Source organism: Winogradskyella pulchriflava, from assembly GCF_042434315.1.
In the GTDB taxonomy this organism is placed as follows: domain Bacteria; phylum Bacteroidota; class Bacteroidia; order Flavobacteriales; family Flavobacteriaceae; genus Winogradskyella; species Winogradskyella pulchriflava.
On sequence record NZ_JBHLTQ010000019.1, the window covers coordinates 157,449 to 183,540 of the forward strand.

Below are 26,092 nucleotides of genomic sequence, written 5' to 3' on the forward strand. Positions count from 1 at the left end.
TTATTTACTGCTTAGGTTTTAATGGCTCTATTTTAGGGCATAATACCCATACTGCTAAAAGTGCGGTTATTGCTAAAGCCCCACCAATTATAAATGCAGGTGTGTAATTTCCGCCTGCAGTTACGAACGTAACTACGTATGTAAGACCTGCTGCACCTAATTTCGCTGCCATACCAGCAAAACCAGACAATGTTCCAACGATTTTTCCACTATAAAGATCACTAGGAAGCGTCTGTATATTTCCGATTGCTATTTGGAATCCAAAAAGTAATACTGCCATAATAATTACGGCACTAATAGCGGATGCTGGTGCTTTTAATAGAAAGAAACAAGGGATCATGATAAAACAACCTAAAGTAATAGTCATTTTTCGTGTTTTATCTACAGACCATCCTGCTGAAAGTCTATTTTTGGCGAGTAAACCACCAAATATCGCTCCAATCATTGCGCCAACATAAGGTACCCAAGCCGAGAAGGCAATTTGCTTTACATCCATTCCAAAAACTTCTGATAAGTAAATTGGTATCCATACTATGAACAACCACCAAATTGGATCAATTGCAGCAGAAGCTATTATAACTCCCCAACTCTCTTTGTGTTTGAGTAATTGGCCAGTGTCTGGAGTATAACCTTCATCATAGTTACCATCTTCGTTTATATCCTGATTTCTTTGCCCTAAGAGTATAAAATTCTTTTCATCATCTGTTAACCAAGGGTGTTTCTTTGGCGGTGCTTTTACGATGTAAAACCATGGTAGCAACCATAAAAACCCAAGTACTGCGACCACAATGAATATTGCTTTCCAATCGAAATAAACAGCTAATAATCCAATAATTGGATAGGCGACTATACCTCCAATCGCAGCTCCTGAATTAAATATACCTTGTGCAAGTGCTCTTTCTTTAGTTGGAAACCATTCTGCATTTGCTTTTGCTGCCCCAGGCCAGTTACCTGCTTCTGCAATTCCTAGGATAGATCTAAATATTGAGAAACTTAGTACTCCCTGTGCAAATGCATGTAACATGGTTGCAATAGACCACACACCAATAGAAAGCGCAAAACCCATTCTAGTTCCTATCCAATCGAAAATTTTACCAAAAAGTGCTTGACCTCCAGCGTATGATAATATGAAAACCACCGAAATAGTGCCGTAAATTGCCTTATGACCATCTGCATCCAATTCTGGAAATAGATCCTTAGCAATATCAGGCCATAACGCACCAAAAGCTTGTCTGTCTATATAATTTATAACTGCAGCCAAAGCTACTAGCCCTACTACCCACCAACGTAATCCTTTTACTTTCATATTTTATTTTATAGTGTGTTATTTAAATGTATAGTTATACATTATAACAATATTGATATAACACACTAAAGTGCGCCTTCATTTTTGCTTTTGCTAATTGGGGTTTTTGTTTTTTAATGGCGTCAAATATTTCCTCATGCTCTTGTATTCCTCTATTTGCTAAACCTTTATCGCAAACATGGTATTTTTCGAAATTAGTTATGATTTGAGGTGTTATTGTTAGCATGAATGTATTCATTGTACTATTACCACAAGCATTGGCTATTGCTAAATGGAATAATAAGTCCTCTTGTACAGCATCTTCACCATCCAATACTTTTTGAGTATAGGCATCTAATGCCGCTTTAATTTTTTTAAGATCTTCATCAGACCTTCTAATTGCAGCTAACCTAACTGTTTTAAGTTCTAATAGTATTCTTGTTTCAACAAGCGATTTAAAATCTGGTTCTTCAAGTCTTAAGATATCGTCTATCATGCCATTTAAAGCTATGATTCCAATATTAGCTACAAAGGTTCCACTTTGAGGTATAGAGTCTAATAATCCAAAAAATTCTAACTTTTGAATAGCCTCTCTTACATTACTTCTAGTGACTCCAAACTTTTCAGATAACATACGTTCTGAAGGTAATTTTTCACCAGGTTCTAAGTTTTTTAAGTTTATTAAATCTCTGATTTTAGATATTATACTCTTTTGTAAACTTCGACCATCAACATTTGCTAACATTTCTATTTTCATAACTTAAGTTTTCTAAATTGGTTACCCAGATTAATCTTTTTAAATTTATGTAAATATTAAACAATTTGTAATAATTATGTCATTTTTATTAGCGCTTAAAGAATTCCACCTACATTGAATAGTAGAATTCAATAAGCGACTAACTCAAACAAACCTTATTCTAATGACTAACTTCTAATTCATAAAATCTAACCTTAGCATAAGCTCCTTCATCTCTTGTTTGGAAATAATTTCCGGCTTTAAAATAGTTTTCGAATATTCCCCATTTTTTCATATGAATGCTTTCATAGACTTTATACTCTGTGTTATTTAAAACTATCACCATTTTTCCTTCAGAAACTTTTACTTCTAATGTAAACTTTCCAAATCCCACTTTTTGTTCAAAATTAAATCCTTCATCATTATCCCAAGCATCTTCATGTAGTAATTCATCACCAGTGGCATTCAAATTTTTCAACACTTTAGTTTTAACTCGGATTTTACCGTCATCCCAGTAAATTTTTAGAATAGGTGGCGCATTATTATCATCTTCTCCAATTAAATCTCTTTGTTCATTAGTTAATCTTCCATGTATTTGCATTATAATAATGCGATGATATTTACCATTCTTATCTTTAGAAACTTCATCAATCGCAATTTTACCCTTCATAGTTCCACCTTGCTCAAATGTCCAATTAACATTATTATCACCAGGTACCATTTGCTCTCTTAGTTCTGACCTTGTGTATTTAGTGTTTTTTGTTTTAGATTCTGTAGGCATTGCATGAAATACAATGGCTCCTTTAGTAGAATCTATATACATATAAGGTTTGGCTTCTTCTATGTTAGCAAAATCTAAAATTTCAGGAGGGCTAATTTCTAAAGGTTTCCCTTCATCGTTCGTTATTGGTAAAGTGACTTTCCAATGACTTAAATCAATATCTGGAAGCTTTACTTTTTTCCTCTTCTTTTTTCGCTTCTTCTTGTCCCTTTTTTCAATCTTAGTTTCCGAGTCTGTAACGCTACTCTTCTTGTTTTGAGAAGTAGCGTTAACAGATAGAAATACTATTAGTACTATTGAAAATAATATGTCTTTTCGGAAATTTTTCATCTTATAAATTATTCATTAATTGCTGTAATTGTAATAGAATCAGCACGAATCTCTTCATCTCCATTATTATATCCATAATCACCTCCTGCACCACCTGTAGCAGGACCTCCTAAACCTCTCATGAAAAGTGCAACACTATTATTAGCACCTGAATTGAATATATAGGTATAAGTAATGTAATCTGTGTTGCCAGGATGACTAACAGCTTCAACTAAAAGATTATTTGCTGGATCTTCAACTTGCGCAACTGAATTATAACCCCAAAGACCAGTTGCAGAATTACCTTGTGGCATAAGAGCAGTATCTGTATAATAAACCGGAGTGTAACCGCTTGTATAACCTGTACCAGCTAATACTCTTAACTCAAACGAACTAGGTAATGAACCACCTTGAGAACTTTGAAAACCTACAACTACATCAATAATGTAATCTGCATTTGGTACAACTTCAAACTCTTGATATACGTGATCTGGTTCATTATTATCAAACTTAAGGAAACCACTAACACCACTTACAGTACTAGATTCGCCCTGATCTCCAATATCTCTATTTATCCAACCTGCACATGCACAGTCAGAACCTGAAGATTTAGGTAATACATCAAAAGTGTCATTCACTATACTAGGATCAGGAACAGCTGGTAATTCTGGTTCTTCTACAATAACGTCCATAGTTATAGAACTAGTAGCTCCATTAGAATCTCCAGTTGTGTAAGTTACTGGATACACTCCTTCACCGGCAGTAAAAGTATATGTTGGGTCTTGTTCCATAGAAGTATCACCATTTCCAAAATCCCATAGGTAGGTATTAGATTCTGATGACAAGTCTTGAAAATGTATTGTTGTATAATCATCCTCATCTACCGTGTACGAAAAATTTGCTTGTGGTAATTTAGTATCAACTTGAGAGTTAGAATCTGGCAAATCATCTCTGAAAATCTCATCACCTACACAACTAACTATAAAACTAGCTGCAAGCAGACAAAGGAATAATAGTTTTGTTTTGCGGAAAATATTTACTTTATTTTTCATGTTTTAATTATTTTATTGTTGATATCCTGGGTTTTGCGTCAAAAGACCACCACTTAAATTTCTTTCTCTTTGTGGAATAGGCAAAAACAATGCTCTTCTTGAGTCATAAACATATCCCATTTCATCAGAATGTGCACTCAATACTGCATCTAATACTCCAAACCTAACTAAGTCAAAATAGCGTTGATTTTCAAAAGCTAATTCTACACGTCTTTCGGTCAGTAATTCTTCTTTTGTAATACTAGTTACTGTATCCGTTAATCCAGCTCTGTTTCTTACTTTTTGGAAAGAATTTAACGCGTTAGTGCTTGAGGTTTCAGAACCTCCAGCCAAAATTGCCTCAACATGCATTAAAAGTACATCAGCATAACGAAGAGCAATATAATCATTACCTGCTTGTTGTGGGCTTGATCCATATGTTGGTGGTGTCACAGTAAGATTAGTTCCATCTGGTAAAAACTTTGCTACTTCATTTGAACTACCGAAAGTGACATATGAAACTTCTGTTCTATTTCCTCCATACATAGCAAAATCTGATATAAGATTTGCATTAACAATATTTTGACCATCATCTCTTCCTTGACGGTAAGCCGAAGTAAACTCAGCTGAAAAACCTTGGCTTTCATTTGCAACTCCTGTTTGATATTGGATAGCAAAAATAATTTCATCATTCAATTCTGAATAAAATACGTCTGAAAAATTATCTTCTAAATCAAACTCCATACTACTAATAATAGCTTCACACAATTGCTGTGCACCAAGATAATTAGGATTTGCTTGTGTTAAATATACCTTTGCCAATATACCTTGTGCTGCTGCTTTTGAGGCTCTAGATTTATACGTGTTATCTAAAACACTAACAGCTTCTTGCAAGTCCTCTATAATTTGCTCATAAATTTGTGCTTCTGGTATTCTAGTAAAAAGAGCATCATTGTCTTGCGCTTGTACAACAGAAGTAACTAAAGGCACATCACTATATAATCGAACCAGCTTAAAATAAGCATAGGCTCTTAAAAATTTAGCTTCAGCTGCATATTTTGCTTGATTATCCTCATCTGCAACATTAATGAAGTTTAAGATGTTATTCGCTCTAAAAATAACTTCATACATAGATTGATAATAATCTTCAGATTCTACATTGTTGGCATTAATTAAATACCTGTGAAAATCTGCCTTTGAACCTTCGTTTGTATCATTTCTTGTATTATCAGTACGATGTTCAGTTAAAAGGTGTTCAAATTGTACACCTCTGTTAGCTCTACTAATGTTTGTTTCAACATTTTCACTAATTCCTTGAAGCGCGTCATAAATTCCTATAACACCAGCTAATACATCTTCATCCGTTTGGAAATATGTATCTACTACAACTACTGTATCTGGAAGAGGGTTTAAAAACTCTTCAGTATCACAGGCTGTGAAAACAAATCCTGTTACTACTACGATTAAAAATTTTATATGTTTCATAATTTGTTTTTTTTATATTAAAAATCAACATTCAAGCCGAATGATATAGTTTTATAAATAGGAGTACCTGCTCTTTGAGAACCATAAGCTCTAGGATCACCATTATCATCGTGTTCTGGGTTAAAACCGTGATAATCATCTGCAGTAATATAAAGCAAATTCTGAGCAGTAGCATAAATTCTTACACCTGATAAACCAATTTGCGACACCAAATCACTTGGCATGTTGTACCCAAGGCTTACATTTCTTAATGAAAAGTAGTCTGCGCTTGCAATAACCTCGCTTGTTAACACCTTTTCTTGAATAAAAGATTCGTGTGGTATAACTCCATCGGCTACTGCCTGTGCTGCACCTCCACTACTGGTTGGGTTACCAAACCAATTGTAGAAATATTGATCTCCTATATTATTAACTTGGGCTCCTAAGCTTCCTTGTACCATAAATGAGAAATCAAAGGCTCCAATCTGAAATTCATTAGTAAAACTATAAACTAAATCTGGATAAGGATCTCCTAAAATAGTTTTGTCTTCCTCAGTAATAATACCATCACCATTTAAATCTTTAACTATAGTATCTTCAGCTTCACCATTTATTCTATTCCAAGGGTTACTAACATAGTTAGTTCTAAATTCCGTATCATTATAGGCATCAGTATCTACTACATAACCCCAAAAAGATGAAATAGGTTCTCCCACTCGGTTAATCCATTGTGAGTTTCTACCATATGTATCTTCTACTAACGCATTGTTAGAATCTCCAAAACTTAGTAATTCATTTTGGTTGGTAGATGCAATAAATGTGGTACTCCAAGAAAACTTCTCTCTAGTAATATTTTTAGTTCTTAGCTCTAGTTCCCATCCTCTGTTTTGTACTTTACCTAAATTTACGATACCTCCTGAAAACCCAGTAATATAAGAAACGGGATTATCTAATAGTAATTTATCACTAGTTCTTTGATAATAATCTATAGATCCTGATATTCTGTTATTAAAAAGTCCAAAATCTACTGCAGGATTAAATTCTTCTGAAGCTTCCCATTGTAATAATGTATTTGCAATATTAGCTGGTGAAACACCATTAGTTATACCACCATCAACAATAGCGTTACCGTTTTGCAATAAGGATAAATAAGGCCAAATATCAAGTTCTGCAATACCGTCGACGTTGAAATTCTCCGAACCTGTAAAACCATAACTAACTCTAAATTTTAACCTGTTTATTATTTCACTATCAACTAAAAAATCTTCATTATGAACGTTCCAACCTACAGACACAGCAGGGAAATTACCCCATTTAGAATCTATACCAAAAACAGAACTGCCATCGCGTCTATATGAAGCAGATAATAAGTATTTGTCATCATAAGCATAGTTAATCCTACCAAAATAACCAATTTTATTTTGTTGTAAATTATATTGCAAAGGCGGTTCAAACAAAGTTGCACCATTTAAATTTGGAAGTAAATCATTGGCATATCCAGAAGCAGTGACGTTACTATCTTCAGTTCTTCTCTTTTGTATAGTCATACCTGCTAACACATCGAATTCATGTTTACCAAAAGATTTGCTATAATTTAAGGTATTATCTGTAATCACTCTAGTACGGTATCTATTTTGCAAATTAAACTGTGCTCTACTTGCGCCAGCTGCATGGTGTTTAGTTCCATCCCATCTTTCTCTTTTACGTTGTTCTAATGTAATACCTAGAGATGTTTTCGCTGTTAATCCGTCTATAATTTTCCAGCTTAAATATGTAGATCCATATAGTTTTGTATTATACTCATAGTGTTCTCTCTCTACATATTGCGCGTAAGGGTTAGAATCCCCTGAAGTACGTGGTCTTTCTCTACTACCATCATTGTCTAAATCCAATAGTCTTAAATGCTCCTCTCTAAAATAATCTCCCACCTGAACATCTGGAAAATAATAGTTATCAGTAGGGTCATCTCTATTAACAAATTGAAGCGTTTCTTCTGTATGATATATTGGTAACCATGGTGATTGCCGTAATGGATTGTGTATTGAAGTTGGTAATCGTCTTTGCTTAGTATAAGATGGAGTGACGCTAACCCCAAACTTAAATTTCTTACCTAATTTCGTATCTATTTTAGCGTTTCCTGTAAGCAATTTGTAATCATCCGTTATTACAACTCCTTCATCATGAAGGTATCTTAACGATGTACTAAATTTAGTACTTTCTGAACCTCCTCTAGCAGCAAATGAATGACTAGTAACTGTCCCTCCATTGAAGAAAACATCTTGCCAATCTCTATCTATGCCTGTAGTAGACACTAATAATTGCGCATATAAGGTTTCACCTGAAAGCGTCCCTGTTGCAGCAAGCTCTCTATCTGCCCAATCTGATACACTTTTTCTGTAATCATCACTTCCATGAGCAGTTTTAAAACCTGTATATGTTTGATAGCCAAATTTTGTTTTTCCTTCCTTTCCACTTTTTGTAGTAATCATTATAACACCATTCGCACCTTCACTACCATAAATAGCTGCGGAAGCAGCATCTTTTAAAACTTCAAAAGACTCAACATCATTCATATCCAAGTTACCAAGGAACTCTGAACTTACAACAATTCCATCTACTACTACAGCAGGTCCTGAGTCTGCAGATATCGAACCCACACCTCTAATAGTAATAGTAGGAGCACCACCAGCTTCTGCATTTGTCGCCTGGATATTAACACCAGAAACTTGACCAACCAAAGCATCATCGACCCTAGATACAGCTATTTGATCTAACTTCTCATTTTTTACTTTAGAAATAGCTCCTGTTAAATGACTTTTCTTTTGAGTACCATAACCAACAACGACAACCTCATCTAATGCATTAGTGTCTTCTGCTAAAATTACATTTAGAGTTTTTTGGTTATCTATAATTACAGTCTGTGTTTTGTATCCCAAGTAAGATATCTGCAAAACATCACCACTTGTTACAGTAATTTGAAAATTACCATCAAAATCAGTGGAAGCACCTTTTGTAGTACCAACAATTAGAATATTTGCACCAGGAATAGGCATATTATCAGCAGACTTCACTGTACCGCTTAAAGTATAGCTATCCTGAGCAAAAATCATTACACTAAAAAGAAGTGCAATAATTGTAGTGAGTTTAACTTTTAAATTCATAATTCATTGTTTTGATTAAATTAGTTAGTTATGTATTAAACATTAATTAGTCCTTAAAAAAAGTAGGTTTCGATGTAAACAAAAGGAGGGTAGTTTTGTTTGTTCTATTTGGTAAACCAAATTGGTTGACCAAACTGGTTGACCAAATATATATAAAATTTTGTTAATTCCAACGTTTTCGTAAAAATAAAATGTTAAAAAAGAAGATGTTTGGGTTAAAATAGCAAACATCTTCTCTTTTTATAGGAATAATACTACTGTTTTATAATATCAAAAGAAAAAACAAGACTAGTAGATTTTTTATGCTTTTTTATCTCCAAAATAAGATACCTTTCCACCACTTAAGAAATCTTCTCTAACAGGGCTAAATGTATCAATTAGCTCACCTTCTTCCAAACAAACTGCGCTATGCATTAAATTAGGTTCGATATAGACACCGTCTCCCGCTTCTACAATTTGCTTTACTCCATCAATTTCAAATTCAAACTTACCTGATACACAATATGTTGCTTGTGTATGAAAATGTTGATGTGGTGAGCCTAATGCTCCTTTTTCAAATTTTACTCTAACCATCATAATTTGATTATCGTATCCTAAAAACTTTCTTGAGACTCCTCCTCCAAGTTCTTCCCATTCTATATCTTTAGTTATGATGTACTTTTCACTAAATCGTTTCATTTGTTTATTGGTTTTATGAGCTCTTCAGGAGAGCTCAATGTGACATTTGATTTATTATTTTATTCTAATTGAAATAATAAGAACCTGACCACTCATAATTCTTATCATTAATTTTTACACTATGGCTTGTCTCTGTTGAAGCGTTTTTATTAGCTGTTATAAATAATTTTGTACTACCATTTATATTGGTTATATGTACAGCTGTATATGCTTCAGTATCTAATACAACTTCTAAATCTTTTATACTACTATTAGAATTTATAGCAGATTCTGAAACAGGGCTATAACTTCCATGACTCTCTATTACAGAAACAAACGTTTTGTCTTTGGAATTTTTAGTTCTTAATATTAAAGCAGGATCACGTCTCAAATTAAATTCTGGATCGTTGGCGCCAATTCTTGCGAATAAAAATTCATCATTACTATTGGTGATGGTTGTTAGGGTGTAAAATTTGTTATTGTTAAACCATGAGAATTTAGAATTATCACTATTTGCTTTTGCAGAAGCTTCTAAATATAAATGTTGATAACCATTTTTACTCCCTAAAGCTTTTAGAGTTTCCTTTGTTTGGTATTCAAAATTAGTTTGTAATACCTGTCCAAAATAGTAAAAAGGATAGTCATATTGGTTAGGTGAATCAGAAGTTACCTTCATTATATCAATCAGATAAGGTTTTTCAAAATCCTCATCATTAATCACTGCCATGGTACGAAGCATTTCTGTACCAGGATAAGCATTAGATTCTTTTGCGCTTGCCACTTGTACGTTTTTATTTTCTGAAGAAAAATAATTAAGCACTGAATGGTGCTGACTTCCTACTTCATATTTCGCATTAAAATGAGAAGTTTCGTTTTGAGTTACTGTATTATGTGCAATAGTTTGTTTTGCCCAAGTTTTGTTTTCCTTTAGGTAATTTCCACCTCCTTTTTGCTCGATATTTACAAAACGTGCTAAGCCATAATCTTGGATCACTTCTTCACCTCTTTCGTATAAAGAATAAGACAACTTATCATAGTGGCCATGACTAGAACCTTGTGCTGCATACTTAAATACGAGCTCAATATCTTGATTCCTTAAAATAGCGATGCCACCTTGGGTTCCTTTTGGTCCATCAGAAAGGTTAATCGACTTTTTATTGAAAGGTTCTTCTTTTCCATTTTTTATACCTAAAGCAACTGCTAAACCAGAATCATCTAACAATACTTGGTTTTGCTCTTTTGCGATACTTAATAAACCAGGATCTTGATTACCATAATGATATGAAATATCTACTGCTGTAACTAAAGCACTGTTGTAATAAGACATTCCTTTTTGACCATCATTAAGCGGAAAAAAATCGCCATCAGCATCTGATAAGTTCAATAAGGCATTTATTGATTTTAGTAAAACACCTTCTTTATATTCGAATATCTTTAATTCAGGTTTTACGTTGTGTAACCCTTCTGCAAAAATTAAAAATGGATACATGGCGTAGCGTTGGTAATATGGTCCTTCATTGTAATAACCATCTGGTGAAAAGGGCTCTTCGATGTTTGCTAAAAAACCTGCTTTTCCATCTTTGTTTAAAAATCCGCCATCATCATCTTTAGCCTTGGCATCTAATTTTAAGTCTTTTATTCCGTATAAAGCACGATCAATCAATTCTTGGTCGTCCATGACTAAACCAATCATACCCACTGCTGCATTTCCCCAAGTACTATGATTATGAACTCTCTGATAAAACTGTGGACTATCTATTGAGATATGATCTGCGAATGGTCTAAATAGATTTGTTTCTAGCTTGTTGCGTTCTTCTTTAGATAAATAATTATAGATACAATCGTACGCCTGACTCACATACACCAACCAATTAGAATCGTTTAAACATTGCCAGAATAATTTGCCTCTAGCATACGATCTGGTTTTTGGATGAAGTGGTAATGTCTTATACAAAGCTTCATATTGCATTAACATGTTTTTTACATATTTGGCATATTTTTCATCATCTAAAATTTGATATAACAAACCTGCTTGTTGTAATACTACCCAATTGCGTTTGTGTCTTACATGCGTGTAACCTCCAGAATAATCTTTAGGAATTGGCACTTCTATACCAGCTTCAATTTCAGCATCAATTTCTTCTTTTACTTTTGCTAAAGTGTTATCAAAAATTGGAATCTTACCCAACTGCGCTCTAATGTCTTTTACACCTTGAGCTGTTAAAATTAGTTTTGGGTGTTCTTGAGAAGTATTTATAATTTCACTATCTGGTATAGAGGTGCTCTCATTTTTACATGAATATATCGTAAACAAAACGAAAACTAAAATTAATATAAATGAGAATTGATTTTTCATAAAAAAAACTGGTTTACCAGATTGGTTTACCAATATACAAGATTTTTAATATATACCAAATAATGTATAGAAATTTAACTCATTTCTGTGTTAATTTAACTACAATCATGCAAAATATTCAGAAAATTTAACTTAAAAATCAGTGATAGCTCATTTACATATTGTAAACGCCACCATTAATATCCAGTGTAGCTCCAGTAATAAAGCCATCATATTCCGATGCCAGATATAGGACTGTTCTTGCAACATCATCAGCATTTCCTGCGCGATTAATAGGTATACCTTCAATTGTTTTAGCTGCAGATTCTTTGGTTGTGTGTGTATTGTGAAAAGAAGTTCCAAGTATTAAACCAGGTGCAACCGCATTAACACGTATACCTTTAGGTCCAAGTTCCGTTGAAAGCGCACGCGTATATGTTAATATAGCTCCTTTACTTGTAGCATACACTAATGAACCTGGATGGCCACCTTTACGTCCTGCAAGTGATGCCAAATTAACAATACTACTGTTTTCGTTTTTTGCTAAATGAGGTGCAGCAGCTCGAGTTACAAATTGCAAAGATGTCATATTTATATCCATAACTTTATGCCAGAAGTCAGCTTCCAATTCATCCAACATTTTACGAGCCACTAATGAACCTGCATTATTGATAAGTATATCTAAGCTCCCTAAGGTTTCAACAGTTTTTTTAACCAAGGTATTAGCATCCGATTCTTTTGTTAAATCACCACTTATAGCAACCGCTTTTTGCCCTTTGCCTGTTGCATAATCAACCAATGTATTAGCAGTATCTGCACTAGAAAAATAGTGAATGGCAACATTTGCACCACTATCTATAAAATGTTTGGTAATTGCTTCACCAATACCTTGTGCACCAGCTGTGATAAGTACATTTTTTCCTGCTATCTTATTATTCATCATAATCTATTTTTTATTTTACTTTATCATTTTTGCTGAAATACCCTTCGTTAGATACCGCATTGTCACTTACTGAAATGCTTCCAGTTTTAAACCAAACTTCAGCATAATTTCCGTCGGCATATTGTTTTTGAACATCGCCACCATGCGTTTCAGCTCCAGAACACCAATTTCTATTCACTTCAGGTGATTTACCATTGGTTTGATTGTAGGCACCAAGTTTAAAAAAACAGCCTTCACCTGCATAAGCTTCTTTTCGCTCCACACCATCTTGACCAATAGGCACAAATAACTTTTGCGTTTGCTCTGGTATGTCTGCTTTTGTTGTGTATTCTGATTCAATTAAATTTTTAGTAAACGTTTTGGTTTCATGACCTTCACTTGTAAACTTCAATGTCATAATACCATCCTTAACTACCACTTCATAGCTAAATACTTCACCTAAAGCAATCCCATCTTTTGGTTCTTCGGGATAAGTGTTTTCTGTGTCACCAACTACTGAAAAATCATGTCCCCAAACTGCAGAAGAAAAATCCCAGCGTCCTGAATTATCATCACCAGCTGTATTAATTTCATAATGCCAAAACACAGAACCTTTGGTATGACCTGGAAACTTTTTGTAGAAAATTTTTAAAGGTTCATTTTCATGCTTATCTGCACTATGAATTTGCCCTACAACAACCGCATGCGAAGCCGCAACTCTTGCATCTCCAGTAGCAGATACATTCATAACTTTTAATGTTGCTGTCAATTTATCATCTGCTGTTTTAGGATACCATTTTTTGGTTTGTGCTAATTCGGTTCTTGTATTATTTGAGGTGCCATGTGTATTGCCTCCATTAGGTGTTTTAAAAACCACCCAATTATTTTCACCATCGTTAGTTGTATAAAAGTAATCCTTGTTTTCAAAGTTATTGGCAATTCCAACATTTGATCCATCACCTAAAATTAATTTCCAATGATCAAAAAACGGAATGACTTCACTAGCAAACACTGTTTTTTCAGTCTCTTTTTCTTCAGTTGTTTCCTCTACTTTTTCAGCTGCATTCTTACAGCTATTCAGTGTAAAAATGGCACATAAAATACAAAGTGCTATTGTGCTTGTTTTTTTATTCATGGTGGTATTATTTAATTTTATTTTTTAGAAATATTCTGTTAGCGCAACTATTCCGTTATATGAAATCACTAATGAAAAGAACAGTGCTGCAAAAAGTCCGATATTAACACCCAACCCTGTTTTATATTCTTTCATTATTTTTTTGCTGTTGACCATTAAAATGATTCCTAATACAACGGCTGGCAATACAAATACATTAAATACTTGAGAAAGAATTTGAACTTCAATAGGGTTGGCGCCAAAAGCCGGACCAATTAAAGCCACCAAACAAGCGATAAACGTTATAATTCTGAATTGCTTAGAATTGGTATCTAATTCACCAGATTGGTAATCGGCAATTAATAAAGGGGCGATTAATAAACACGGAAAAATAGAAGATAAACCTGCACTTAAAGCTCCAAAAAAGAAAATAGTAACCGCCCATTTTCCAGCTACTGGCTCTAAAGTATTTGCCATATCCAATACTTGACTCACCTCTTTACCTTGATAATATAAAGCACCTGCAGCCACAGCCATAATGACGCCACTAATAATAAATATTAAAATCGCAGCTGTAATGGAATCCTTTTTTTGCTGATCTAGGTTTTTAATCGTCCAACCCTTTCCTTTTACAAATAAGGGTCTGGACAAAAAAGTTGCTGAAGCCATCGTCGTACCAACAAAAGCAGCTACCAGCATTTTACCACTAGGAACATCTGGAATGGTTGGAATTAATCCTTTTACAACATCCATTGGAAGTGGTTGCACAAAACATAATGAAAGTATAAATGAGAATCCCATTAAGGTGACAAAAATGACCAGTATTTTTTCAAAAAACGTGTACTTACCAACGAGCATTAATAGGTAGAATGTAATGATGATGATAATGGCTGTTATTAAAACGGTTTGATATTTATAATCCGCTAAACCATCAAAGTTCACATTTAAGATTTCATAAATGATATTTGAGGAAATCCCCAGAATTCCCATTAAGGAATTCCATTGCCCAAAGGTGATGCCTATTATAATTAATATGGCTAAAGCTTTACCATATTTTAAATGCTTTTTAAATCCGTAGAGTGCTGTTTCGCCTGTTATCAATCCGTAGTTCCCGTAAGCAAACATGAGTACACCAGAGAAGATACAACTTAGTAAAAGCACCCAAAGCAGTTGCATATTAAACTTACTTCCTGCAACAATCATAGACGTCACACTACCTGTACCTATGGTATAACCTATGGCAAAAATACCTGGACCAAACCCTAATACTATGGCAATAATTTTTTTGAGTAACGATGTCTTTGATGTTGTTGTATCCATAATATTAGTTTGTTTTATTCCAAATGGTGTGATGACTTTTCACGCCATCATCATCATTTCTTTTGTATGTATGCGCTCCAAAATAATCACGTTGTGCTTGAATGATATTTGCTGAAGAATCTACTGTTGTGATTCCGTTAAAAAACTGAATAGATTCACCCAGACATGATACTGTAATATCATTAAGCACACATTGCGACACTACCTTTTTAACAGATGGTTTGTAGTGTTTTATTGATGTTATTAATTGCGAGTTGGTTAATATATTCGTTGTCTCTTTGAAGACTTCAACTAGTGCTTCCATTAATGTTGACCTTATGATGCAACCGTTTGTCCAGATTCTAGCAATTTCACTTAAATTTAAGTTCCATGAGAATTTATCTGAAGCTTCAGCAATGAGTTTAAATCCTTGATAATGGTTTATGATTCTTGCAAACTGATAGGCTTCTAAAATTTCGGTTGAAGACAACTGTAAACCTGAAATGGTTTCACTTTTAAAGTTAGCATGTAACTGAATACGCTCCTCTTTATAAAATGAGGTATATCTAGCAAATAAGGCTGAAGCGATTAATGTACTTGGCACGCCCAATTCTGCTGAAGCGATAGTTGTCCAGTTTCCTGTGCCTTTATTTCCTGCCTTATCCAATATCTTTTTTACCAGCCAATCATTGCATTCTTTTGTTCTTAAAATATCTATGGTTATTTCTAACAAATAACTATTTGCCGTGTTTTTCCAGGTTTCTAAAATGTTAGCAATCTCATCTAAGTTATGGCCTGAAGCTTCCAAAATAGTGATAACTTCAGCTAGTAATTGCATTTCAACATACTCGACACCATTGTGCACCATTTTAATAAAATGACCACTACCTTCGGGTCCAACATAGGTGCAACACGGTAAGTTATTTTGGTCTTTGGCAGAAATTTTTTCCAGAAAAGGTTTCACATTGTTATACGCTTCTTGATCTCCACTTGGCATAATAGATGGTCCTTTTAGAGCACCTTCTTCACCACCAGAAACACCTGTTCCTATAAAATGAATGCCTTTAGATTTTAAATACTCGAAGCGTTCTTTTGTTTTTTTATAATTAGAATTTCCACCATCAATTAAAATATCACCAACAGATAAATGAGGTAGCAAATCTTCAATGACGTAATCGATTGTTTTACCTGCATTGACCATAAGCATAATTTTTCTTGGTGTTTCTAATGCGTTTACAAATGCTGAAATATTATCAAAAGCAGCAGCTTCAGATAATTCGGGATGCTCAGCTTTAAAGTTTTTAGCCACATCAACTTCAACACCATCAACATGCCTGTTGAACATAGCAATTTTAAAACCGTTGTTAGCTAAGTTTCGGCACAGGCTTTTTCCCATAACCCCTAAGCCAAACAATCCAAATTCTGAAGTATTCATTAATTTGTTTTTTATCTTTTTTATGATTTGTTCTGGTGTTAAACTGACATCAACTTTAAAAGCGTTTTGAGGTTCTTCTAAAGTATCAAACTGTGATTGTAACAATTCCGAAGGCATAAAATGATCTTTCCTAGCATTTGCCCTAATAAAAATTTCATTAAAAGACCCAGACAAAAACACCCATTTTGTTCTGGCTTTAATGTCTAAACTTAGTATATCTCGATACGTTTGTTTTAATGCAGAACATACAATAACGCAACTGTTTTTAGCTAGTTGCTGTGTCGCTAATGTATTTAATGTCTCCAACCAACCTTGTCTGTCCTCATCATTTAAAGGTTGACCGCTTGCCATTTTTTTTATATTTTCCTTAGGATGAAAGTCATCACCATCAAAAAAAGGAATGCTTAATTCTTCAGCAAGTAATGTTCCTATTGTGCTTTTTCCACAACCCGAAACACCCATTATAAATATGACTTTATTCAATATTCCTTATTTCATTTATTGGGGTCAGTAGATGGACCAACCGTCGCCTCTTTAAACCAAACCTCAGCATAACTTCCATTTTCATACTGCTTTGCGATATCGCCTCTATAGGTTTCAGACTTGGTACTCTTTCCGTTAGCCTGATTATAAGCACCTTGTTTGAAATAATTAATCTCACCAGTATAAGCAATTTCTCGTTCTACACCTGGTGTTCTTCTGGAAGCATACACATCAATAATCTGTTGTGGAATTGCTTCTTGTGTAGAAAAATCGGATTTGATTAAACTTTTAGTAAACGTTTTTGTGTCATGACCTTCACTTGTAAACGTTAAATACATAATTCCTTTATGGACATTTACTTCATAACTAAACACTTCTCCTAAAGCAATGCCATCTTTTGGCTCTTCAGGATTAGTGGTTTCATCTGGTCCTTTAACCGAAAAATCATAACCCCAAACTGCGGTAGAATAATCCCAACGTCCAGAATTATCACCTTCAGTATTGATTTCATAGTTCCAAAACACAGACCCTTTAGTATGGCCTGGGAATTTTTTATAGAAGATTTTAAGTGGTTCGTTTTCATGACCTTCGTCACTATGAATTTGCCCAACAACAACCGAAAAAGAGGATGAAACATTGGCATGTCCTGTAGTGGACACGTGCTGCACTTTGAGTGTTCCTGTTAGCTTTCCGCCTTCTTCAGGAATCCAATGCGCTTTTTCACCTAACTCAGTTCTTGTGTTGCTTGAGGTTCTAGAAGTGACTCCAGAATTTGGTGTTTTATAGACAACCCAATCGGTTTGACCGTCGTTTTCAACATAAAAGAAATCGTCTTTTTGATAGTTGACTAAGCTGTCCACATAAGTTCCATCGCCCAAAAGTATTTTCCATTTGTCCATAAACGGAATGACGTCACTTGGATATTTTACAGTTGTTTCATTTTTAACTTCAGCGCCAGTTTCAATCTTTTTTGCTTCATTTTTACATGAAAAAAGTGTTGAAATTGTGATTATTATGATTAGATATTTTTTCATTTTATACGTTTTATTGCAGTTCATGAGATTCCTGCCTACGCAGGAATTGATTAATACATCAGCGTCATTACTAAGTTTTCTTCGGTCTTAATTTCTCCTGAATTAATGACTGTATTGTTTGATTCTACATTGTTTTTGGCGCCCCAAAGAATAGAAACATACCGAACAGGATTATTTTTAAATGTGTTATTATTAATATTCACATTTACAATTCCGTTATGGTTTAGCAATCTTTTGTTTTTCTCTTTTTCCCCACAATTTGTAAAAGTACTGTTGGTTATTAAAAGGTTTCCGCCAATGGTAGATTCGTCATAACCACCTCGATAATAATCAATGACATTTTGTTTAACGTTATTGAAACTACAATTATCTATGGTTAGATACTCGGTATTATAATCGCCTCTGTCATTGGTTTCTTCAGATAATTCAATACCATTTTCACAGTCTGCAATAGAAGTGTTTTTGAATGTGATTTCTTCGGAAAAGGCTTGTTTATAAACTCTTAATACATAATTAAAATTGCTTATTTCGCATTCAGAAACATTGAGTCCAAAGTGATTAGACATATTCTTTTTTAAACTCGCAAAAGCATAATTAAACTTGTTTCCTTCAAGAATTACTTGTTTAAGTGTTAATTTACCATAAGGACTTAACTGAAATAGTGGTGTATTTTCTTTACCTGAAAAAATTATCTGTGCTTTACCATCGCCTGAACTTTTAATTGTAATTGATTTATCAATAATTAGAGATTCATCAATAGTAAAAACACCAAAGCTTAAGTCAATTATATCACCACTTTCGGCTTCCTTTAGTTTTGCTATTAATTCTGAAGCATTAGCAACGGTATGTGTTTTAGGCTCTTTAGCTTCAACTTCATTAGAGTACCAATCTGCACCATATTTTGATTTATCTAAGAGGTCTAAATTGATATTGTCTACATTTAGGATAGCTCCTATTTGATTGGATTTGCTTCTTGGGTTTCCTATTAAATCTTCGGTAATTGTTTCAAAGTCAAAACCATGATATACTTCAACATCACTCAATCCTGAAATAGGCACACGTAGATCTGAGCCTATATCTGTCAGCTTTAATTCAGAAGCTGTTAAACCTTCACGCTTTTCGAATGGTACACCATTGTTATCGATAATATTACTGGCAAAAGTGACACCATCTGCTTTATCATGTTCTATTATTGGGTTGGCATCACCTTTAGAATTATAAATAACGTTATTGACTACTTCAGTTCTTAAAGCTCTTGCAGATCGAATTTCAGACTCTGGCAATACATCTGCCTGCGAAATATTTGTACCAACACCAAATTGCCATGGAGAATCTGAATCTACAAACGTATTGTAAGCCACTACAACATCTGTAACTTGATTGTATCTGTTTAAAGGTGATTTTGGAATTCCGTTCATAATCGCAATTGGGCTTCTAAAATTCTTACCTTTTATTTTGTAAAATAAGTTGTTGATTACCCAATGACCTGTATTGATAATTCTTATGCCTCCATATTGTTCGTTTACTCCATCACCAATAAAATAATTTCCATCTACAGTAACGTAGTTTCCGTGACGTGTTACAACAGAACCTTCACTTTTATAAAACACATTGTTTTTTATGATATTGAAATTGGTTTTACTCGAAATGATTTCAACCTCTCCATTACATTCTTCAAATAAGTTATTTGCAATTAAAGTGTTACTTGGACTCATTGATGTGAAACTACTTCCTAACTGAATGGTCTCTCCTCTTGCTCCACCTTTTCGTGGTCTAGGACCAAAGTGATTATTAATAATTTTGTGATAATTTCTTATGCTTTGGTTTCCTTTTAAATCTACTCTTACTGTTGGTCCGCCATTGGTTTTACCAGCAATGTAACAGTTACTTAATTCGTTATGTTTTCCGTAAAGTTGAACCCAAAGATTATCTTGATCGCGTTCTAAATTATTAAAATCTAAAATCACGCAATTGGTAACTTTAGAGTGGTTAGCGACATCTTTTTCACTGGTTCTAAATGCAATGACGTTATCTTTTGGCGAATGCCCGTTTCTAAAGAATAAACCATTAACTTCTAAATAACTACCACTGATTTCTAAACTAGAGACACCTTCAATATATACTTTCCCAGCAGTTTCTGCTTTTAATATAATTGGTTTTTCTTCCGTGCCTTCTCCTGTAAATTTAATTTCTACATTTTTCCAAATACCATTTGCTAAAACAATATTATCACCTGCTTTACAACTATCTATTGCTGCATTTAGCTCATCAATATTTGATACCTGAATTAGATTATTAGACTTTGGATTACTACAACTTGCTATAACAAGAATTAAACAGAATATGGAAAATATGTGTTTCATAAAAAAAATTAAAGTTTTTGGTCTTGAAGTTTTTTAAAAGTAAAAAAAAAGCCTTTCGTATTTAAAAGGCTTTTAATAAAACTAAACTTAAACTACTCAATAATTACTCTCTTAGTAAAACTTTTATTTAATGCATTTATTCTAATAAAATAAACACCTTGTTTTAGGCTAGAAACATTTAGTTTCTTATTAGCTAAAGTTGCTTCACTTAATACTTTTTTACCTAATATATCATAAACATCTACAGAAAGAATTTCCGCAGTATTAGCTTCAATTACAACAAAATCGCTCGCAGGATTAGGGTATATTCTAAAATCCAAAATTTCATTCTCAACTAATCCTAAAGTTGCATCAGAAACTACTATTTCATCTGAATAGTTGAATGCTTTATCAACAGCATAAATCTTATAATAATTACCAGCTGAATATACGTCTGTAAAACTAGTATCAGTACCTATATAAACTACTGTTCCTGTTAGACCGCCACTACCATTAGTTGTAGTGTTACCTACATTATAAATACCGTTTTGGTTAGGGTCATTATCAGCATTAGGCATCGAGGTGTATTTAATTACAACATACCCACCTCCATCAACACCACCAGCAGGAGCAGACCATCCAACATTGCCTGAAGTATCATACGTTCCACCTGTTGGAGCATTAGGAGCTGTATCATCATAACTTCCTGCATAAACTACAAAATCATCAAAATGTAGCAAAGGTTGTACTGTAACATTATCTCCAGGACCGCCTATTCTAGCAACAGCCCAATTCGAAACCTGATAAGTATCTCCCGTTGTAATTGTTCCATAGGTTTTTATCCATGTATCAGCAACAAATGCATCAACATCTGTTTTATCTGTTGTTTCACCACCACTTGTATTATTTAAATAAACACCAGGTTTTAAATCTGAATCTAAAACAGCCGTTGGAGATTTATAAAAAAACTGTACCGTGTATTCAGTATTAATAGCCATTGGATTTGGAGATACAGTTGATGGTGATTGAAGACGAGCGTTATCTCTATCTATATTAAGCTGAGCTTGAGCTGAATAACTACCAGTTCTAGCATCTGCTGGAGTATCTAAAATTTCTTCATCTGTTGTACCACCAGTAGTAGATATAGACCATGATGTAGATGCTGTCCCAGATGCACTACTACCTTGGCTTGATAAATTTCCTGCAGTTTGATTTTCAAAACCACCATCCATAATTGGGAATTCTCCTATAATTTGACCCACGGCTGGAGGTGTGGTTCCTCCTGTATAAACGATCTGTGTATTTACGCGTTCAGCCTTTCTTTGGTTCAGAGTACTCGGAGCAGACGAAGATCCAGATCTATAATTAAGAGATTGATGTGCTGTAGGACTCCAATGCCAATTTAATGAACCATTATCAGAAAACAATAAATTTGGTTCTCCTGCATCAGCAGGTACTAAACCTGAACAGTCCCAATCTACAGCTATTTCTAGAGCTCCTCCAGTATAATTAAAACCAGTAGATAATACAAAACTCATAAAGCCCTCAGCACCTGGGAAATTATTTGTAGTATTAAATGTGTAAGTTCCAACAATAGTAGCACCAGCTATAGCATCATCCCAAGAACTATCCAAAGCCACTACTTCTGTTGCACTAGAATTTTTCATATAAATTGTCATTGTAGCATCACCTGAAGCTGTTATAACATTAGTAGAACCTAAATCAAAGTTTATTTGAGATATTGTTGACGAAGCTGGCATAGAAGCCAATTCTGTTGCAGAATAAAGCATACTAGCACGAGAATATACAGAGCTAGAAGTACTACTTGAACGCTGAAAAGGCCCTCTGGTTGCAGACGAAGAAGTATCAGAACCTATGGTAAGCGTTGTTTGCGAAAAAGCAAAACTTGCAAAAAGTATTGCCATTAAAAGTAATTTTGTTTTCATAGTTGTTGTTTTATTAGTTAATGTGTTACATATAGATTATAATATTTTATATAAGAAAACGCATTATCGGCTGTTGAAGTAAGATAATTTCCCGCCTTAAAGTAGTTTTCAAAAGGCCATTTTTCTAAACTAACATCCTCATAAACATAAGGTTCATCTTGATTTAACTGAACTTCTATTCGAGCGTTAGAAGCTGTAATTCTAAAATCAAATGGTTCAAAACCAACATAGCCTAAATTTACTTTAATATCATCCCAAGTTCCATTGTAAACATCGTATAAATCATCACCTGAAGTTGACTCATCCACAAGAGATTTTTTGTGACTCCATACATAACCATCTTTCCAATAGATTTTAATTAATGGAGGTCCGTTGTTTCCACTAAAGCCATGTGTATTCATATCTTCTTGGGAAATAATACCATGGATTTGCATTACAATAACTTTATGATAGGTTTCATTTGATTCATGATTTTCTGAAATGGACTCAACCTTAAGCCTTCCTCTCATTTCACCTCCTTCTTGTAAAGTCCAGTTTTCTCTTGAATCACTAGGGTTTATTAATTCCCTTAACTCTGTTCTAGAATAAGAACTATTAGTAGTTGAAACATCTGGAAACGTATAGAATACAATAGACTCATCTGAAGTATCATCATACATGTAAGGCATTATTGGTTCTAATGTCTGGTATCCAAAGTCTTTAAGTACATTTGGCTGATACTCGTCTGGACTGCCATTATTATTCTCATCTACTGGTAGTGTAACTTTCCAATTAGAAAAGTCAATATCTGCATAAACCACAGGAGTTACATCATCAGTGATATCTAAATCGTCAGAGTTATTAGTTTCATTAGACTTATCATCATTAGAGCAACCCAATAATAAGGTAATAACAAATAATAATAGTACAAAATTTTTAATCATTTCTACAATTGGTTAACCAGATTGGTTTACCAAATATAATGGTTTTTATTTAGTATGCAATATTTTGGGTTGTTTTTTTTCAAAAAGACAATAAATTAGCCCTTTAATTATCAAATTAGAGTTATTGAAAAATATAGTGCTTTCAACAACAGAATATCTGTTAGAAAAACCAAAGCCTTGTGTGTTGTTTCTTTTTTGTTAAATTAGCCTTTACCATCGCAACGTAATCATAAAACTTTACTTTGGTATAGTTTTAAACAAGCCATTATGAATCTTTAGGAAGGTTGGACAAGATTTTCTTTCAGCAGCACACAACTCCCTCAACATTTGGTTCTTAGAAGTAAATTATTTTTAACCTCAAAAAAATTAATAAATGTTTACATTTTCATTCAATCACATAGCGCTTTCTGTTAAAGATGTCGATGCATCTGTTGATTTTTATAAAAAAGTACTTCAGCTTGAAGAAATTAAGAATACGGCTTCAAACTCAAAAACAAGATGGCTATCACTTTATGAAGAAAAACAACTTCACCTTATTCCTCGTCCAAATTCTGAAATAAAAACGAATAAGGCTGTTCATTTTGCATTAGCAACTTCTGATATAGATTTATTTGTTAAGCATCTGGAAAAATTAAAAATTAATTACTCTGATTGGCTTGATACACCAAGTAAAGATTACATAAGAAAAGATGGTATAAAACAAGTTTATTTTCAAGACGTAAATGGCTATTGGATTGAAGTAAACGATGATGTTTAAAACGTTTTGCTCTAACGACAGGTGTTATTTTATTTAAACACGTTAAAAACAAAATAACACAAGTATTTCATGTTCAAAATCGTGTTCATCTTAAACCATAAATAGTTTGCATAAAAAAAGAGTAACCATTTCTGATTACTCTCACTTAGTAGCGGGAACTGGACTCGAACCAGTGACCTTCGGGTTATGAGTTCTCAAAACGACTCAAAAACGTCGAAAAATGTACCTTTTCCGCTATTATTTGTCTAAATAATGTTCCAAAACGTGTTCAGTTTTGTGTTCACATAATTAATGTATCAAATTTAAGATAAATTCTGGTTTTCCATATAAGTTTGCCATTTAATAAGAACATATTTTTTTACTTTATGTTCTTGTATTTTTAAGAATCCATACTCAAAAACGAAGAGATAAACGTCACCTTTCTTATTTTTCCAATAATGTGTGAAGAATTTAGGGTTAAACCCCTCATTAATAATAATTGATGATCTTACTGTAGTCTTACCTCCTTTGTTATATTCTTTCAATATTTTTCGATTAAGTTTAAGCTGGTTGTTCACCCTATCGTAGAATCTTTCGGGTTGTTCTTTAGCTTGTTTATATTGATATGCGCTTTTGCATTGAGGATCACAAAATTTTTTATCAGTTCTTCCAACTAATTCCTCCTGACAGTACAAACATTTTTTATAAAATCTCATTTATTTTAAATCATTTGTATATTATACGTATTTTATTCGAATAATATACAAATAATTCAATATCTATCTTTATTTTGAATCAAAAAAATATGGATTCACAAAAAAGCATCACTTTAAAACACTTATTTATCGAACAAAAAAAGTGTATTGGCCTCCAATTTAGTAGCAATAAAATTATACAAGCTCTTATTGAGACACTACCCAATATAGCTTGGAGTAAAAATCATGCGATATTTTACTTGCCTAATTCTAAAAATAATTTAGACTTAATTTTTAAAACCTTTTACGGAGTAGCTTGGATCAATGGTAACTACTTCTTTTCAGATAAAATTATTAACCCAAACAATCCTGCTTTAAACCTCGAACATTACCGTAATAGAAAACTAAAAGATGGTTTTAAACCATGTCCTGAAGACTATTTACTTAAACTTGAGCTGAAACGATATTCTGACAATACTGTTAGAAATTATGTATCATGCTTTGAAACCTATATAAATTATTACCACGATAGAGACCCAATTACTTTAAATGAAATTGACATTAGAAAGTATCTACAAAAACTTATTCAAGAAGGTAAATCTAACTCTTATATAAACTTAGCAGTAAATAGTATAAAATTCTATTATGAAGTTGTACATGGAATGCCTAACAGATTTTATGATATTGAAAGACCTCGAAAAGCAAAGCACTTACCTGAAGTTTTACCTAAAGAAGATATTGTTAAAATTATGAGGCATACTAACAACATAAAACATAGATGTGTTATTGGGTTATTATATTCTTCTGGTCTTAGGAGAAGTGAATTATTAAATCTAAAGATTACCGATATAGATAGTAAAAGAATGGTTGTAATTATTAAGAAAGCGAAAGGTAACAAAGATCGAATTTCTATTTTAAGCCCCAATATTTTAAAAGACCTTCAGAGATATTATAGAGAATATCGCCCAAATGAATATCTTTTTGAGGGAAAAAGAGGAAGTAAATATAGTGCTTCAAGTGTTTTATCCATTGTTACTAAAGCAGCCAAAAAGGCAGGTATACAAAAAAATGTTACCCCTCACATGCTAAGACATAGTTTTGCTACTCATCTTTTAGAAAACGGAACTGATATTAGGCACATTCAACTTTTATTGGGTCATAGTTCCACTAAAACAACCGAAATTTACACTCACGTTGCAAATAGATCGTTTATGGAAATAAAAGATTTGTTATCTTAGTCGTTATAGTAAGGATATAGTTAATAACTATATTCAATTGTTAGGCACAATTTGAATCAACATTATGAGAATACGATATTGCTGGAGATGTAAGATGGAAGTTCCGATGTTGGAAGGAGAAGAAAGTATTATTGCTTCTAAACTATATTCAGAAGGATTTAAAACT

Annotated in this window: 19 protein-coding genes; 2 read left to right on the top strand and 17 right to left on the bottom strand. The window is 33.4% G+C overall.

Features of this window, described 5'->3' with window-relative positions; genetic code table 11:
- Positions 1-4: 4 nt before the first annotated feature.
- The 16 genes from ACFFGA_RS16030 to ACFFGA_RS16105 all read right to left on the bottom strand — a co-directional run bounded on the left by ACFFGA_RS16030 (position 5) and on the right by ACFFGA_RS16105 (position 23,257).
- Complete coding sequence (locus ACFFGA_RS16030; protein ID WP_386065643.1) at positions 5-1,306, bottom strand: MFS transporter; 1,302 nt, start codon at positions 1,304-1,306, stop codon at positions 5-7.
- A 34-nt stretch (positions 1,307-1,340) separates the two neighbouring features.
- On the bottom strand, positions 1,341-2,042 hold the full coding sequence (locus ACFFGA_RS16035) for a FadR/GntR family transcriptional regulator (protein WP_386065645.1): 702 nt from the start codon (positions 2,040-2,042) through the stop codon (positions 1,341-1,343).
- A gap of 160 nt (positions 2,043-2,202) precedes the next feature.
- Positions 2,203-3,132, bottom strand: a complete 930-nt coding sequence (locus tag ACFFGA_RS16040; protein WP_386065647.1) for a polysaccharide lyase family 7 protein — start codon at positions 3,130-3,132, stop codon at positions 2,203-2,205.
- 8 nt (positions 3,133-3,140) lie between these two features.
- Positions 3,141-4,163: a PKD domain-containing protein gene (locus tag ACFFGA_RS16045; protein WP_386065649.1), complete on the bottom strand. Its 1,023-nt coding sequence runs from the start codon at positions 4,161-4,163 to the stop codon at positions 3,141-3,143.
- Positions 4,164-4,175: 12 nt separating this feature from the next.
- Entirely contained in the window at positions 4,176-5,627 is a 1,452-nt protein-coding gene (locus tag ACFFGA_RS16050) for a RagB/SusD family nutrient uptake outer membrane protein (protein WP_386065651.1), read from the bottom strand.
- Positions 5,628-5,644: 17 nt separating this feature from the next.
- Positions 5,645-8,767, bottom strand: a complete 3,123-nt coding sequence (locus ACFFGA_RS16055) for a SusC/RagA family TonB-linked outer membrane protein (protein WP_386065653.1) — start codon at positions 8,765-8,767, stop codon at positions 5,645-5,647.
- A 300-nt stretch (positions 8,768-9,067) separates the two neighbouring features.
- Positions 9,068-9,445, bottom strand: coding sequence for a cupin domain-containing protein (locus ACFFGA_RS16060; protein ID WP_386065655.1), 378 nt, complete (start codon positions 9,443-9,445; stop codon positions 9,068-9,070).
- 64 nt (positions 9,446-9,509) lie between these two features.
- Entirely contained in the window at positions 9,510-11,780 is a 2,271-nt protein-coding gene (locus tag ACFFGA_RS16065) for an alginate lyase family protein (RefSeq protein WP_386065657.1), read from the bottom strand.
- Positions 11,781-11,934: 154 nt separating this feature from the next.
- Positions 11,935-12,702: an SDR family NAD(P)-dependent oxidoreductase gene (locus tag ACFFGA_RS16070; protein WP_386065659.1), complete on the bottom strand. Its 768-nt coding sequence runs from the start codon at positions 12,700-12,702 to the stop codon at positions 11,935-11,937.
- Between the two features lie 10 nt (positions 12,703-12,712).
- Complete coding sequence (locus ACFFGA_RS16075) at positions 12,713-13,816, bottom strand: polysaccharide lyase family 7 protein (RefSeq protein ID WP_386065661.1); 1,104 nt, start codon at positions 13,814-13,816, stop codon at positions 12,713-12,715.
- Between the two features lie 24 nt (positions 13,817-13,840).
- Positions 13,841-15,115, bottom strand: a complete 1,275-nt coding sequence (locus ACFFGA_RS16080) for an Nramp family divalent metal transporter (RefSeq protein WP_386065663.1) — start codon at positions 15,113-15,115, stop codon at positions 13,841-13,843.
- 4 nt (positions 15,116-15,119) lie between these two features.
- Entirely contained in the window at positions 15,120-17,012 is a 1,893-nt protein-coding gene (gene gnd, locus ACFFGA_RS16085) for an NADP-dependent phosphogluconate dehydrogenase (protein WP_386065665.1), read from the bottom strand.
- Between the two features lie 11 nt (positions 17,013-17,023).
- Positions 17,024-18,046: a polysaccharide lyase family 7 protein gene (locus ACFFGA_RS16090; RefSeq protein WP_386065667.1), complete on the bottom strand. Its 1,023-nt coding sequence runs from the start codon at positions 18,044-18,046 to the stop codon at positions 17,024-17,026.
- Positions 18,047-18,096: 50 nt separating this feature from the next.
- Complete coding sequence (locus ACFFGA_RS16095; protein WP_386065669.1) at positions 18,097-20,409, bottom strand: chondroitinase-B domain-containing protein; 2,313 nt, start codon at positions 20,407-20,409, stop codon at positions 18,097-18,099.
- 92 nt (positions 20,410-20,501) lie between these two features.
- Positions 20,502-22,334 carry a T9SS type A sorting domain-containing protein gene (locus ACFFGA_RS16100; RefSeq protein ID WP_386065671.1) on the bottom strand — a complete coding sequence of 611 codons (1,833 nt, stop codon included), beginning with the start codon at positions 22,332-22,334 and terminating at the stop codon, positions 20,502-20,504.
- Between the two features lie 17 nt (positions 22,335-22,351).
- On the bottom strand, positions 22,352-23,257 hold the full coding sequence (locus tag ACFFGA_RS16105) for a polysaccharide lyase family 7 protein (protein WP_386065673.1): 906 nt from the start codon (positions 23,255-23,257) through the stop codon (positions 22,352-22,354).
- Between the two features lie 373 nt (positions 23,258-23,630).
- Between ACFFGA_RS16105 and ACFFGA_RS16110 the strand changes: the two genes are divergently transcribed.
- Positions 23,631-24,014 carry a VOC family protein gene (locus ACFFGA_RS16110; protein ID WP_386065675.1) on the top strand — a complete coding sequence of 128 codons (384 nt, stop codon included), beginning with the start codon at positions 23,631-23,633 and terminating at the stop codon, positions 24,012-24,014.
- Between the two features lie 302 nt (positions 24,015-24,316).
- On the opposite strand, the gene ACFFGA_RS16115 is transcribed toward ACFFGA_RS16110, so the two are convergent.
- Positions 24,317-24,709, bottom strand: a complete 393-nt coding sequence (locus ACFFGA_RS16115) for a hypothetical protein (protein WP_386065677.1) — start codon at positions 24,707-24,709, stop codon at positions 24,317-24,319.
- Positions 24,710-24,798: 89 nt separating this feature from the next.
- Between ACFFGA_RS16115 and xerA the strand changes: the two genes are divergently transcribed.
- Positions 24,799-25,926: a site-specific tyrosine recombinase/integron integrase gene (xerA, locus tag ACFFGA_RS16120; RefSeq protein ID WP_386065679.1), complete on the top strand. Its 1,128-nt coding sequence runs from the start codon at positions 24,799-24,801 to the stop codon at positions 25,924-25,926.
- The last annotated feature ends 166 nt before the right edge of the window (positions 25,927-26,092 follow it).